Source organism: Cryobacterium tagatosivorans (genome assembly GCF_004402215.1).
In the GTDB taxonomy this organism is placed as follows: domain Bacteria; phylum Actinomycetota; class Actinomycetes; order Actinomycetales; family Microbacteriaceae; genus Cryobacterium; species Cryobacterium tagatosivorans.
Genome location: NZ_SOEZ01000024.1, coordinates 64943 through 78967 on the forward strand (window position 1 = coordinate 64943; position 14025 = coordinate 78967).

The following is a 14025-nucleotide window of genomic DNA, read 5'->3' on the forward strand; positions in this document are numbered from 1 at the left end:
AATTGGGCCACCATGTCACCCAGAGCTCTCAAGGCGCTTGAACCGTCCGCCACCCCGCCGGCGTTCATCCGTAACTTCTGCATCATTGCCCACATCGACCACGGCAAGTCCACGCTGGCCGACCGGATGCTGCAGATCACCGGCGTCGTCGACGAACGGTCGATGCGCGCCCAGTACCTCGACCGGATGGACATCGAGCGCGAGCGCGGCATCACGATCAAGAGCCAGGCCGTGCGGATGCCCTGGGAGCTTGACGGCCAGACCTACGCGTTGAACATGATCGACACGCCCGGCCACGTCGACTTCACCTACGAGGTCTCCCGCAGCCTCGCCGCGTGCGAGGGCGCGATCCTGCTCGTCGACGCGGCCCAGGGCATCGAGGCGCAGACGCTGGCGAACCTCTACCTCGCCCTCGAGAACGACCTCACCATCATCCCGGTGCTGAACAAGATCGACCTGCCGGCGGCCGACCCCGACAAGTACGCGAAGGAACTGGCCAGCCTCATCGGCGGCAGCCCCGACGACGTGCTGCGGGTCTCCGGCAAGACCGGCGTCGGGGTCAGCGAACTGCTCGACCGCGCCACCCGGCTCATCCCGGCCCCGGTCGGCGACCCGGATGCCCCGACCCGCGCGATGATCTTCGACTCGGTCTACGACAGCTACCGCGGCGTGGTCACCTACGTGCGCATGATCGACGGCAAGCTGGGCCCGCGCGAGAAGATCCAGATGATGTCCACCCGCGCCACCCACGAGATCCTCGAGATCGGCGTCAGCTCCCCGGAGCCGACCCAGAGCCAGGGCCTCGGCGTCGGCGAGGTCGGTTACCTGATCACGGGCGTGAAGGACGTGCGCCAGTCGAAGGTCGGCGACACGGTCACCACCGCGCTGAAGCCGGCCACGGTCGCCCTCCCCGGCTACACCGAGCCCAAGCCGATGGTCTTCTCCGGGCTCTACCCGATCGACGGCAGCGACTACCCGGCCCTCCGCGAGGCCCTCGACAAGCTCAAGCTCTCCGACGCCTCGCTCGTCTACGAGCCGGAAACCTCCGTCGCCCTCGGCTTCGGCTTCCGCTGCGGATTCCTCGGCCTGCTGCACCTCGAGATCATCACCGAACGCCTCGACCGCGAATTCGGCCTCGACCTGATCACCACCGCGCCCAGCGTGATCTACGAGGTCACCACCGACGACAAGAAGACCGTCACGGTCACGAACCCGAGCGAGTTCCCGAACGGGAAGATCGCGAAGGTCGAGGAGCCGATCGTCAAGGCGGCCATCCTCGCTCCCAAGGACTACGTCGGCGTGATCATGGAACTCTGCCAGGGCCGCCGCGGCACCCTCCTCGGCATGGACTACCTCGGCGAGGACCGGGTTGAGATCCGCTACACCATGCCGCTCGGCGAGATCGTGTTCGACTTCTTCGACAACCTCAAGAGCCGCACGGCCGGCTACGGCTCGCTCGACTACGAGCCGATCGGCTCGCAGGAGGCGGACCTGGTCAAGGTGGACATCCTGCTCCAGGGCGAACAGGTCGACGCGTTCAGCGCGATCGTGCACCGGGACAAGGCCTACGAGTACGGCGTGCTGATGACCGGGCGGCTGCGGAAACTGATCCCGCGCCAGCAGTTCGACGTGCCGATCCAGGCCGCCATCGGCGCCCGGATCATCGCCCGCGAGTCGATCAGCGCCATCCGCAAGGACGTGCTGGCCAAGTGCTACGGCGGCGACATCTCCCGCAAGCGCAAGCTCCTGGAGAAGCAGAAAGAGGGCAAGAAGCGCATGAAGATGGTCGGCCGGGTCGAGGTGCCGCAGGAGGCGTTCATCGCCGCGCTCTCCGGCGACGAACCGCCCAAGAAAGAGAAGAAGTAACCGGATGCGCCGGGCAACCTTCACCGACGCGGCCGTGACCTACGGGGCCATCGGCGGCACCCTCGCGCCCGACCTGCTCCGCTACCCGCCGACCGGCCACCGCCCGCTCGAACGCAGCGTCAGGCTCGGCAGCGGAGACGAACGCTTCCGCCTGGCCTCCAAATCCCTGATGACCTGGGGTGTGCAGCGCGGCAGCGGCATGACCGTCACCGACCTGGAAAGCGGAACCGGCGTGCAATACACCGGCCTCCTCTTCAACAACGACGGCACGGCGGCGGCCGACCAGAAGCGTGCGGACACCGAGGCGACCTTCGCGGACGACGGAACGCCGTACATCGAAAACGGCATGACCGCCCGGCTGAAAATTCCGTTCGGGCCATTCACCGTCACCACCCCGGTGCGCGTCGTCTACGTGATCGACGAACCCGGCCAGGTCGGCTTCGCCTACGGCACGATGAAGGGCCACCCGGAGAGCGGCGAGGAGTCCTTCGTCGTCGACAAGCGTGACGATGATTCCGTCTGGCTGACCATCCGGGCGTTCTCCCGCCCGAGCACCTGGTACTTCCGCCTGGCCTGGCCGATCCTGCGGCTCCAGCAGGCGAAGTTCACGAAACGATACCTGCTGGCGTTGCACCCGGTCGGGGGAATGTAGGCGGCAATGGCCGGTCCCCAGCCCCTCGGAGATCCAGCCCCGCCCGACGGCATCCTGCCCGTCTCGGCCGCCCTCGGCGCGTCGGATCGCGACTTCGGCGTTTACCTGCACGTGCCGTTCTGCCGTGTGCGCTGCGGATACTGCGACTTCAACACCTATACCGCCACCGAGCTGCGCGGCGTCAAGCAGAGCGACTATGCCGGCCAGGCCGTCCTCGAGGTCGAGGCGGCGGGCCGCATCCTCGAAGACTCCGGGCTGCCGGCCCGCGAGGCCTCGACGGTCTTCTTCGGCGGCGGCACCCCGACGCTCCTGCCGGCCGAGCACCTGGCCCGGATGCTGCAGTCCGTGAGGAGCGTCTGGGGCATCGCCCCCGGCGCCGAGGTCACCACCGAGGCCAACCCCGACTCCGTCGACGCGGCCTACCTCGGCCGCCTCGCCGAGGCCGGCTTCACCCGGGTGTCCTTCGGCATGCAGTCGGCCGTCCCGAGCGTGCTGGCCACCCTCGAACGCACCCACGACCCCGAGCGGGTGCCGCTCGTCGTGCGCTGGGCCAGGGACGCGGGGCTCGACGTCAGCCTCGACCTCATTTACGGCACGCCGGGGGAGACCCTCGCCGACTGGCGAGCCAGCCTGGAGCACGCCATCGCCCAGGCCCCCGACCACCTCAGCGCCTACTCGCTGATCGTCGAGGAGGGCACCAAGCTCGCCCGCCAGATCCGCCGCGGCGAACTGGTCCAGCCCGACGAAGACCTCCAGGCGGACTTCTACGAGCTCGCCGACGACCTGCTCGCGGCCGCCGGCTACTCCTGGTACGAGGTGAGCAACTGGGCGACGGATGACGCCCACCGCTCCCGCCACAACCTCGCCTACTGGCGCAGCCAGGACTGGTGGGGCGTCGGGCCCGGCGCGCACAGCCACATCGGCGGAGTGCGCTGGTGGAACGTCAAACACCCGGCCGCCTACGCGGACCGGGTGCTCTCCGGGCAGTCGCCGGCCGCCGGCCGGGAGACGCTCGACGCCGCGACGCGGGAGGTCGAGCGGGTCCTGCTGCTCAGCCGGATCCGGGAGGGCATCCCGGTCGCGTCGCTGTCGGCAGAGGGACGCCGTGAGGTTGCCGGGCTGATCGCTGACGAGCTCGTCGACGGCGCGGCGGCCATCGGCGGCTCGATCGAGCTCACCCTTCGGGGCCGGCTGCTGGCGGACGCGGTCGTCCGCCGCCTGACCGACTGACCGCGCCGCCGCCCGGCCCTAGCTGACGAACTTGATCGTGAGCGGGTAGGTGTAGTACTGGCCGTTGTTGGCTGCCATCGCGGCCATGATTCCGAAGACGATGGCGAGGATCCACGCGGCGGCGAGGATGAGGAAGCCGATCAGGATGAACACCGTGATGCCGCCGACGACGTAGGCGATCAGCAGGGTGATCTGGAAGTTCAGGGCCGTCGCCGTGTGCGCGCGGATGAACGGGCCACGGTCCTTGAGGACCAGGTAGCCGATCAGCGCCGGCAGCGGGCCGAAGAGGATTCCGCCGATGTGGATGAGCGTCGCCCAGAGCTTCTCGTCCGCCGGGTTCATCGGGGTCGGGGCCTGGTACTGGTTCGAGGGGGGCGGGGGAGGTGCTGCGGACATCTTCGGACTCCTTCTGGGCTGTGACGGCCTTGCTGTGTCGGCCTGGGCCGGCGCCGGTGCGACCACGCCGACACCAGAGTAGCGGCCGGCCTACTTGATCAGGCGCACCGCGAACGGGTAACGGTAGTGGTGTCCGTCCTTGGCCTGCATGAAGCCGAGGATGGAGAAGATCAGGCTGACGAGCCACAGGGCGCCGGACAGCATGCCGAAGACCCCGCCGATCCCGAACGTGATCGCCGCGAGGAAGCTGGCGACGATGTTGATCGCGACGTAGCCGAACAGCACGGTGATCTGGAAGTTGAGGGCTTCCTTGGCTTCCACGGCCGTGAAGCGGCCGCGATCCTTGAAGATCAGCCAGATCAGCAGGGCGGGGAGAAAGCTCAGGATGCCGCCCAGGTGGGCGAACGAGGCCCACTGCCGGTCGTCGGTCTCGCTGAGCGGGGCGGCCGGGGCCGCGCCCTGGTACGGGGCCTGGTACGGGTCCGTGGGCGGGCGCTGTCCGCGGTACGGGTCGTCGGGGATCTGCGCATTCGGATCGCTCATCATGGTGCCTTCCAGCGAATCGTGCATGTCGGCGGACAGGGATTCCCGCGCCGATATGCATAAGCTACTGCCCCCGATCGGCTTGTAGCAATGGGTGATCCCCAGCGGGTCGCGGTATGATTGGCACTCAGGAAGGGCGAGTGCCAGCACCGCCCATGAATCAGGCCGAGAACACGGCAACAAGAGCGGAGAGGAGGCGACCCGGCATGGTGTCTGATCGCAGCCTCGAGGTCCTGCGGGTGATCGTGCAGGACTATGTCGCTTCACGGGAACCGGTCGGTTCCAAGACCATCGTCGACCGGCACTCATTCGGTGTCTCCGCCGCGACGATCCGCAACGACATGGCCCTCCTCGAAGAGGAGGAGCTCATCGTCGCTCCGCACACCTCATCCGGACGCATCCCCACCGACAAGGGGTACCGGGTCTTCGTCGACCACCTCGCCGACCTGCGACCGCTGTCCGCCGCGCAGCGACAGGCCATCGAGACCTTCCTCGGCGAGTCCGCCGACCTCGACGAGGTCCTGGCCCGGAGCGTCAGGCTGCTGTCCCAGCTCACCCACCAGGTCGCGCTCGTGCAGTACCCCTCGCTGTCCCGCGCCACGGTGCGTCACATCGAGCTTGTGCCCCTCGGCGGCACCCGCATCCTCTCCGTGCTCATCACCGACTCCGGCCGGGTCGAGCAGCGGGTGATCGAGCTGCCGCGGGCCCTCGACGAACAGCTGCTCGGCGACGTGCGCGCGCGGCTCAACTCGGCGGTGGCCGGCCTCACCATGAGCGAGGCGGCCAGCGCCCTCTCCGGCCCGGCGGGGCTGGTGCCCAGCGAGCTTGAGGATGTCGTCGGCCCGATTACCGCCACCCTCGGCGACCAGATCGGCGCGAACCGTCACGACAAGCTTGTGATGGCCGGCGCGGCGAACCTGGTGCGCACCGAACACGACTTCAGCGGCAGCATCTACCCGGTGCTCGAGGCCATCGAAGAGCAGGTCGTCCTGCTGCGCCTGTTCGGCGAGATGGCCACCGACCAGCACGGCGTCTCGGTGAGCATCGGACGGGAGAACGCGCCGTTCGGGCTCGGCGAGACATCCGTGCTGACCAGCGGTTACACCTCCCCGGGCGGTGACCTCGCCCGGCTGGGCGTGCTCGGCCCGACCCGCATGGACTACTCCAACAACATGGCGGCCGTGCGTGCCGTCGCCCGGTACCTGTCCCGCCTCCTCGGCGAGAACTGACCGTCCGGCACCCCCGAACCTCCCTGCCCCAGAACCTCCCTGCCCCAGATCCTCACTCAAGAAATTCAAGGAGAGCCAGCTTTGGCTGACCATTACGAAGTACTCGGCGTCGCCCGCGATGCCACCACCGACGAGATCAAGAAGGCCTACCGGCGCCTGGCCCGCCAGCTGCACCCCGACGTGAACCCCGGGGCCGACGCCTCCGAACGGTTCAAGTCGGTCACGCACGCCTACGACGTGCTGAGCGACGCGAAACAGCGCCAGCAGTACGACCGCGGCGGCCAGGGCGGCGGCGGATTCGACAACGGCCAGTTCGGCAATTTCGGCGACATCTTCGAAACGTTCTTCGGCGGAGGCGGCGGCGGGAGCCGCGGCCCCCGATCGCGTCGCGAACGCGGCCAGGACGCGCTGCTCCGGGTGGAGCTCGACCTCGACGAGGTCATCTTCGGCACGCACCGCGACATCGAGGTCGATACGGCCGTCGTCTGCGCCACCTGCAGCGGAACCTGCTGCCAGCCGGGCACCGCGCCGGTCACCTGCGACATCTGCCACGGCACCGGCAACATCCAGCGGGCCGTCCGTTCGCTCCTCGGCAACGTCATGACGTCGAGCCCGTGCGGCTCCTGCCGCGGCTACGGCACCATCATCGCCACCCCGTGCGTCACCTGCCAGGGCCAGGGGCGCGTGCGGGCCCGCCGCACGGTCCCGGTCGACATCCCGGCCGGCGTCGACACCGGCCTCCGTCTGCAGATGCCCGGCAGCGGCGAGGCCGGACCGGCCGGCGGCCCCAACGGCGACCTGTACCTTGAGATGAAGGTGCGCCACCACGACGTCTTCAGCCGCGACGGGGACGACCTGCTCTGCACCCTCGAAATCCCGATGACCTCCGCGATCCTCGGCACGACGACCTCCGTCAGCGCGCTCGACGGCGACATCGACGTGGAACTCCGCGCCGGCGTGCAGAGCGGCGAGATCCTCACGATCAAGGACCGCGGCGTGACCAAGCTGCGCGGCACCGGCCGCGGCGACCTGCGGATCGGCGTGCAGGTGGTCACCCCGACCAAGCTGGACCACAAGGACCGCGAGCTGATCGAGGCGTTCGCGGCCCGGCACAAGGTTCCGGCACCCTCGCTCAGCCACTTCCAGCAGGGACTCTTCGCGAAACTGCGCGATCGGTTCCTCGGCTAGCGGCCGCCCGATGGCGCATTTCTTCCTCGACGAGACGCTCCGCGCCCGGGACTGCGTCCCGGGCGCGGTCGTCCGGGTGGGCGGCAGCGAAGCCAGGCACGCGGTCACGGTCAGCCGCATCCGGCCGGGGGAGCAGCTGCTCCTCGGCAACGGCGCCGGGCTCATTGTCGCCGGCACGGTCGTGACCGCGGAGCCCAGCGAGCTGTCCCTGAGCGTCGACACGAGCACGGTCACGCCGGCGGCCACGCCCCGGATCGTGCTCGTGCAGGCCCTCGCCAAGGGCGACCGGGACGAACTGGCCATCCAGGCCGCAACGGAACTGGGCATCGACGGCGTGATCCCGTGGGCCGCCGCCCGCTCGGTGTCCCGCTGGGAGGGCGCAAAGGTCGCCAAGGGCCGCGACCGCTGGACGAGCATCGTGCGCGAGGCCAGCAAACAGTCGATCAGACCCTGGCTGCCGGGCGTCGAGGGACTGGCCGGCACGAAGCAGCTGGCGGTGATGGCCGGCACGGCGCGGATGCTGCTGCTTGAGCCGACCGCGGCGGGCAAACTCACCGAGGTGGCCCCGCCGACCGATGACCGCGACATCCTGCTGGTCGTCGGGCCCGAGGGCGGCATCGCACCGTCCGAACTGGCCATCCTCGAGGCGGCCGGCGCGACGCGGGTGCGCCTCGGCGACACCATCCTGCGCACCTCCACCGCGGGTCCGGCGGCCGTGGCCATCCTGAACGCGACGCTCGGCCGCTGGTAGCGCGCCGCTTAAGATAGAGACATGTCTTCCTCCGGCGCAGAACCGTCCATCTTCAGCCGCATCGTCGCCCGCGAAATCCCGGCGACGATCGTGGCCGAGACCGACCGCATCATCGCCTTCAACGACATCCACCCGCAGGCGCCCGTGCACATCGTCATCACGACGAAAACGCAGGAGTACCGCAACGTGGTCGAACTCGCGGCGGCCGATCCCGCCCTGCTGGCCGAACTCGTCGCCGTGGCCCGGCAGGTCGCCGACGAGCGCACGGGCGGGGAGTTCCGCCTCGTCTTCAACACCGGCCCGTCGGCGGGCCAGACCGTGTTCCACGTGCACGCCCACCTCATGGGCGGACAGCTGAAGGAGGGGTCGCTTGGCTCCCACTGACGCGACATCGGCCGGCGCCGAACGCGCGGAGCTCCGGATGCAGGTCGACGGGATCGCCATGGTGCGTCTCCTCGGGCCGCAGGACCGCTTCCTCGACACGATCGAACACGAGTATCCCGAAGTCAGCGTGCACGTGCGCGGCAACGACATCACCCTGACCGGGGAGCCCGCACAGGTCGAGGCGGTGCGGCGCCTGATCGAGGAACTTCAGCTGATGCTCCGCGGCGGTCGCGACCTGGGCGAGACGGAGATCTCCACCTCGGCGCGGATGCTCGGCGCCGACAGCACCCAGAGCCCGTCCGAGCTGCTCGGGCAGGCCATCCTCACGTCCAGGGGCAAGAGCATCCGCCCGAAGACCCTCGGCCAGAAGCACTACGTCGACGCGATCGACGAGAACACGATCACCTTCGGAATCGGCCCGGCCGGAACCGGCAAGACCTACCTGGCGATGGCCAAGGCCGTGCAGGCCCTGCAGCGCAAGGAGGTCGACCGGATCATCCTGACCCGCCCGGCCGTCGAGGCCGGTGAACGCCTCGGCTTCCTGCCCGGTACCCTCACCGAGAAGATCGACCCGTACCTCCGGCCGCTCTACGACGCCCTCTTCGAGATGATGGACCCCGAGCTCGTCCCCAAGCTGCTCGCGGCCGGCACGATCGAGGTCGCCCCGCTCGCGTATATGCGCGGGCGCACGCTCAATTCCTCCTTCGTCGTGCTCGACGAGGCCCAGAACACCACGCCGGAACAGATGAAGATGTTCCTCACCCGGCTCGGCTTCGGCTCCCGGATGGTCATCACCGGTGACGTGACCCAGGTTGACCTGCCCGCCGGCGCGAGCGGGCTCAAGCTCGTCACCCGGGTGCTCGACAACCTGGACGACATCCACTTCGTGCAGCTGACCAGCGCGGATGTCGTGCGCCATTCCCTCGTGGGACGAATCGTCGACGCGTACACCGAATATGACGCGCAGAAGCAGGCCCAGCGCTACGAAAGCGAGCAGGCCCGCGAATTCGCCGCCCGCGCCACCCCGCGCTCCGCCGGCCCGCGTGACCGCCTTCCGAAACGGAGACCCAGTTGAGCATCGAAATCAATAACGAGTCGAACATCCCGGTCGACGAGGCCGCCATCCTGCGCCTGTCCGCGTACGCGCTCGACGCGATGCACGTGCACGCGGATGCCGAACTCGCGATCGTGCTCGTGGACGAGGGCGCCATGGAGCAGCTGCACGTGCAGTGGATGGACGAGCCGGGGCCGACCGACGTGCTCAGCTTCCCGATGGACGAGCTGCGCCCCGGCACGGAGGAGAACGAGACCCCGCCCGGGCTACTCGGCGACATTGTGCTCTGCCCGCAGGTGGCCCAGGCCCAGGCCGAGACCGCCGGGCACTCCACCCTCGAGGAACTGCTCCTGCTCACCACGCACGGCATCCTGCACCTGCTCGGCTTCGACCACGCCGAGCCGGCCGAGGAAAAGGAGATGTTCGGCATCCAGCGGGACATCCTGATCGGCTTCGCCCTGCAGGAACGCACGCGCGGTTGATGATGATCGGATGGTTTGTCACGGCGGCGATCCTGCTGGTGGCGTTCGGCGGGCTGATGGCCGCCGTCGACGCCGCCATCACGGCGCAATCGCGGGCCGACATCCTCGAACTGGCGGAAACCTCACGGGCGAAGCGCTCCCTCCTGGCGATCGCCCGGGACACCGGCGCCCACCTCAACGCCCTGAATTTCGTGCGGATCATCGCCGAGACGACCGCGGCGGTGCTGGTGACCCTCGTCTTCGCCACCTCGATCGAGGAGTTGTGGCTGGCCCTGCTCCTCTCCGCGCTGATCATGACCGCCGTGTCCTTCGTGCTCGTCGGGGCCAGCCCGCGCAGCGTCGGCCGCGCACACCCGACCAGCCTCCTGGCCGGCACGGCGCCGCTCGTGCACTTCGTCCGGGTGCTGCTCGGTCCGGTCGCCAACGCCCTGGTCGCGCTGGGCAACCGGGTGACGCCCGGCCGCATCCGCCTCGCCACCTTCACCTCGGAGAACCAGCTGCTCAGCATGGTCGACGAGGCCACCGAACTCGACGTGCTCGAGGAGGAGGACCGGGAGCTCATCCACTCGATCTTCGAGTTCAACGACACCGTCGTCCGGGAGGTCATGATCCCGCGCACCGACATGGTCACCATCGACGCGGGCGCGTCGATCGGCGCAGCCATGGGCGTCTTCCTGAGCAAGGGCTACTCGCGCGTCCCCGTCGTCGATGGCGAGGTCGACGACGTCACCGGCATCCTGTACCTGCGCGATGTGGCCAGGCTCGTCTATGAGCGGCCGTTGAACGTCGAGCAGCTCAGCGTGGGCGAACTGGCCCGCCCCGCCGTGTTCGTGCCCGAGTCGAAGAAGGCCGACGACCTGCTCCGCCAGATGCAGCTGGAGTCCAACCACCTCGCGATGGTGGTCGACGAGTACGGCGGCATCGCCGGCCTGGTCACCCTGGAGGACCTGATCGAGGAACTCGTCGGCGACATCTCCGACGAATACGACCGGGATGTCGTGGAGGTCGAGGATCTCGGCGGCGGACGCTTCCGGGTGGCCGCCCGGCTGCCCGTCGACGAGCTCGGCGAGCTGTTCGACCTCGACCTGGACGACGACGACGTCGACTCGGTGGGGGGTCTGCTGGCCAAGACGCTCGGACGCCTGCCGGTCGCCGGATCCGTCGCCACGGTGAGCGGCCTGGTCCTCACCGCGGAGCGCACAGAGGGCCGACGCAAGAGAATTAGCACCGTGCTGGTGGAACGAGACGAAGCGCTGATTGATGCGCAGACCGCATTCCTTGGGATGTCGGACGACGAAGGAGCAAATGGCCATGGCTAAAGAAGACGCGTACCGGGCGGGATTCGTGTCCTTCGTGGGCAGGCCGAACGTCGGCAAGTCCACGCTGACGAACGCGCTGGTGGGGGAGAAGGTCGCGATCACCTCCTCGAAGCCGCAGACCACGCGCCGCGCCATCCGCGGCATCGTGCACCAGAAGAACGGCCAGCTGATCCTGGTCGACACCCCCGGCATCCACCGGCCGCGCACGCTGCTCGGTGAACGCCTGAACAGCCTCGTGCAGACCACGCTGGCCGGGGTCGACGTCGTGGGCCTGTGCATCCCGGCCAACGAGCCGATCGGCCCGGGCGACCGATTCATCAACGAACAGCTGGATTCCTTCCCGCGCGCCAAGAAGGTGGCCATCGTCACCAAGATCGACGCCTCGTCGAAGACCAGCGTTGCCGCGCAGCTCCTCGCCGTCTCCGAGTTGCGGGACTGGGAGGCGATCGTGCCGATCTCCTCGACCAGTCGCATCCAGCTCGACGTGCTCGCCGCCGAGCTCCTGCGGCTGCTGCCGACCGCAGACGCTCCGCTCTACCCGGCGGACACGGTGACCGACGAGACCCTCGAGTCGCGCATCTCGGAGTACATCCGCGAGGCCGCGCTGGAGGGCGTCACCGACGAGCTGCCGCACTCCATCGCCGTGACCATCGACGACATGATCGAGCGCGACGACCAGGAGCTGGTCGAGATCTACGCGAACCTGTTCGTCGAGCGGGACAGCCAGAAGGGCATCATCATCGGCAAGTCGGGCAGCCGGCTGAAGGATGTCGGCATGCGCGCCCGCAAGCAGATCGAGCCCTTGGTGGGAAAGCGGGTCTTCCTCTCACTGCGGGTCAAGGTCGCCAAGGAGTGGCAGCGCGACGCGAAGCAGCTCGGCCGCCTCGGCTTCTAGCCGTCCCGGCCGCTCGCCCAGAGTCGCCGTTTCCGCCGAGAATCGCCGGTCCGACGGCGACTCTCGGCGGAAACGGCGATTCTCGCTGCGGGCATCCGTTGCGGCATCGTGAGCAAAAGCCCAGCATCACGGCCGGCGAACGGTGCTAGCCTGAAATGGTGCTGTTCGGTGTGCTCCTCCTTAGCTGCCGCGACGAGACCTAATCTGAGGCCTCCCTCGTCGCGGAGTCTGTCGTGGCTGACCACCATTCGCGAGGAGATCAGGGATCATGAAGAACAATCAGACCGCATCGGCCATGCCGATCCACAAGTACCGTCCGTACCACGAGCAGTTCCGGGTGGAACTGCCCGACCGCACCTGGCCGGACAAGCACATCGTTCAGGCCCCGCGCTGGTGCGCGGTCGACCTGCGCGACGGCAACCAGGCGCTCATCGACCCGATGAGCCCAGAGCGCAAGCGCATCATGTTCGACCTGCTGGTCCGGATGGGCTACAAGGAGATCGAGGTCGGCTTCCCGTCGGCAAGCCAGACCGACTTCGACTTCGTGCGCAGCCTCGTCGACGACAACGCGATCCCGGATGACGTCACCATCCAGGTGCTGACCCAGGCGCGCGAGCACCTAATCCACCGCACCTACGAGTCCATCGCCGGGGCGAAGCAGGCGATCGTGCACTTCTACAACTCCACGAGCGTGCTGCAGCGCGAGGTCGTCTTCCGCCAGGACAAGCAGGGCATCACCGACATCGCCCTGGCCGGTGCGCGCCTCTGCCGCGCCGCCGAGGCCACGATCCCCGGCACCACCGTGTACTACGAGTACTCGCCGGAAAGCTACACGGGCACCGAGCTCGAGTTCGCCGTGGACGTCTGCAACCAGGTGATCGAGATCCTGGAGCCGACGCCGGAGCGCAAGGTCATCATCAACCTGCCGGCCACGGTCGAGATGGCCACCCCGAACATCTACGCGGACTCGATCGAGTGGATGTCCCGTCACCTCGCCCACCGCGAGAACGTCATCCTCTCCCTGCACCCGCACAACGACCGCGGCACCGCGATCGCCGCCGCCGAGCTGGGCTACCTGGCCGGGGCCGACCGGATTGAGGGCTGCCTGTTCGGCAACGGCGAGCGCACCGGCAACGTCGACCTCGTCGCCCTGGGCATCAACATGTTCACCCAGGGCATCGACCCGCAGATCGACTTCGGCAACATCGACGAGATCAAGCGCACGGCCGAGTACTGCAACCAGCTGCCGGTCCCCGAGCGCAGCCCCTGGGCCGGCGACCTCGTCTTCACCGCCTTCAGCGGCTCGCACCAGGACGCCATCAAGAAGGGCTTCGAGGCCATGGCCGCGGATGCCGCGGCCCAGGGCCGCTCCGTCGACGAGCTGGCGTGGGCCGTTCCCTACCTGCCGATCGACCCGAAGGACCTCGGCCGCAGCTACGAGGCCGTGATCCGCGTCAACTCGCAGTCCGGCAAGGGCGGCGTGGCCTACCTGCTGAAGACCGACCATGCCCTCGACCTGCCGCGCAAGCTGCAGATCGAGTTCTCCGGCGTCGTCCAGGCCAAGACCGACGCCGAGGGCGGCGAGGTGACGAGCGAGCAGATCTGGGAGATCTTCAACGACGAGTACCTGCCGGCGAAGCGGTCCAACCCGGATGCCAAGTGGGGGCGTTTCGAGCTCTACTCGACCCGCACCGCCAGCGACCTGTCCGGCACGGTCGAACTGACCGTCGACCTCCGCGACGACGACACCGTGGCCAATGCGACCGGTTCGGGCAACGGCCCGATCGCCGCGTTCCTCGGCATCATGGCCGAGCGGGGCATCGAGATCACGCTCTACGACTACGTCGAGCACGCCATGTCCGCCGGCGGGGACGCCCTCGCCGCCGCCTACGTCGAGCTCGACGTCAACGGCAAGCGCTACTGGGGAGTCGGAATCGACGCCGACATCTCCACCGCGTCGCTGAAGTCGGTGGTCTCGGCGGTCAACCGCGGCGTCCGCGCCGAGGTCGGCAACCGCGAGCTCGCCACGGCCTAGC

14 protein-coding genes are annotated in these 14025 nt (G+C 68.6%); 12 read left to right on the forward strand and 2 right to left on the reverse strand.

The window, feature by feature from the left end:
* The first annotated feature begins 12 nt into the window (after nucleotides 1-12).
* From lepA to hemW, 3 genes are read left to right on the forward strand one after another with little or no spacing between them, the layout of a single operon-like run.
* Nucleotides 13-1866, forward strand: a complete 1854-nt coding sequence (lepA, locus tag E3O23_RS04835) for a translation elongation factor 4 (protein ID WP_134488699.1) — start codon at nucleotides 13-15, stop codon at nucleotides 1864-1866.
* Nucleotides 1867-1870: 4 nt separating this feature from the next.
* Nucleotides 1871-2518 carry a DUF1990 family protein gene (locus E3O23_RS04840; RefSeq protein WP_134488701.1) on the forward strand — a complete coding sequence of 216 codons (648 nt, stop codon included), beginning with the start codon at nucleotides 1871-1873 and terminating at the stop codon, nucleotides 2516-2518.
* Nucleotides 2519-2524: 6 nt separating this feature from the next.
* Nucleotides 2525-3748, forward strand: a complete 1224-nt coding sequence (gene hemW, locus E3O23_RS04845) for a radical SAM family heme chaperone HemW (protein ID WP_134488703.1) — start codon at nucleotides 2525-2527, stop codon at nucleotides 3746-3748.
* 18 nt (nucleotides 3749-3766) lie between these two features.
* On the opposite strand, the gene E3O23_RS04850 is transcribed toward hemW, so the two are convergent.
* Both E3O23_RS04850 and E3O23_RS04855 read right to left on the reverse strand, forming a co-directional pair.
* Nucleotides 3767-4144 carry a DUF4870 domain-containing protein gene (locus E3O23_RS04850; RefSeq protein ID WP_134488705.1) on the reverse strand — a complete coding sequence of 126 codons (378 nt, stop codon included), beginning with the start codon at nucleotides 4142-4144 and terminating at the stop codon, nucleotides 3767-3769.
* Nucleotides 4145-4234: 90 nt separating this feature from the next.
* Nucleotides 4235-4687 carry a DUF4870 domain-containing protein gene (locus tag E3O23_RS04855; protein WP_134488707.1) on the reverse strand — a complete coding sequence of 151 codons (453 nt, stop codon included), beginning with the start codon at nucleotides 4685-4687 and terminating at the stop codon, nucleotides 4235-4237.
* 206 nt (nucleotides 4688-4893) lie between these two features.
* On the opposite strand from E3O23_RS04855, the gene hrcA reads away from it, so the two are divergent.
* The 9 genes from hrcA (at nucleotide 4894) to leuA (ending at nucleotide 14024) form a co-directional block, all read left to right on the forward strand.
* On the forward strand, nucleotides 4894-5916 hold the full coding sequence (hrcA, locus tag E3O23_RS04860; RefSeq protein ID WP_134488709.1) for a heat-inducible transcriptional repressor HrcA: 1023 nt from the start codon (nucleotides 4894-4896) through the stop codon (nucleotides 5914-5916).
* 81 nt (nucleotides 5917-5997) lie between these two features.
* Complete coding sequence (gene dnaJ / locus E3O23_RS04865) at nucleotides 5998-7104, forward strand: molecular chaperone DnaJ (RefSeq protein WP_134488711.1); 1107 nt, start codon at nucleotides 5998-6000, stop codon at nucleotides 7102-7104.
* Between the two features lie 10 nt (nucleotides 7105-7114).
* On the forward strand, nucleotides 7115-7855 hold the full coding sequence (locus tag E3O23_RS04870; RefSeq protein WP_134488713.1) for a 16S rRNA (uracil(1498)-N(3))-methyltransferase: 741 nt from the start codon (nucleotides 7115-7117) through the stop codon (nucleotides 7853-7855).
* Between the two features lie 21 nt (nucleotides 7856-7876).
* Complete coding sequence (locus tag E3O23_RS04875; protein ID WP_134488715.1) at nucleotides 7877-8239, forward strand: HIT domain-containing protein; 363 nt, start codon at nucleotides 7877-7879, stop codon at nucleotides 8237-8239.
* 37 nt (nucleotides 8240-8276) lie between these two features.
* Nucleotides 8277-9314: a PhoH family protein gene (locus E3O23_RS04880; protein WP_134488774.1), complete on the forward strand. Its 1038-nt coding sequence runs from the start codon at nucleotides 8277-8279 to the stop codon at nucleotides 9312-9314.
* A complete protein-coding gene (gene ybeY, locus E3O23_RS04885) occupies nucleotides 9311-9775 on the forward strand; it encodes an rRNA maturation RNase YbeY (protein ID WP_134488717.1) in 465 nt (154 codons plus the stop codon). Before E3O23_RS04880 ends, ybeY begins: the two co-directional genes overlap by 4 nt.
* Nucleotides 9775-11094, forward strand: a complete 1320-nt coding sequence (locus tag E3O23_RS04890; protein WP_134488719.1) for a hemolysin family protein — start codon at nucleotides 9775-9777, stop codon at nucleotides 11092-11094. The genes ybeY and E3O23_RS04890 overlap by 1 nt, the downstream gene beginning before the upstream one ends.
* Nucleotides 11087-11989 (forward strand): GTPase Era, encoded by a 903-nt coding sequence (gene era, locus E3O23_RS04895; RefSeq protein WP_134488721.1) that lies wholly within the window; start codon nucleotides 11087-11089, stop codon nucleotides 11987-11989. The genes E3O23_RS04890 and era overlap by 8 nt, the downstream gene beginning before the upstream one ends.
* 268 nt (nucleotides 11990-12257) lie before the next feature.
* Complete coding sequence (gene leuA / locus E3O23_RS04900) at nucleotides 12258-14024, forward strand: 2-isopropylmalate synthase (RefSeq protein ID WP_134488723.1); 1767 nt, start codon at nucleotides 12258-12260, stop codon at nucleotides 14022-14024.
* Nucleotide 14025 lies beyond the last annotated feature (1 nt).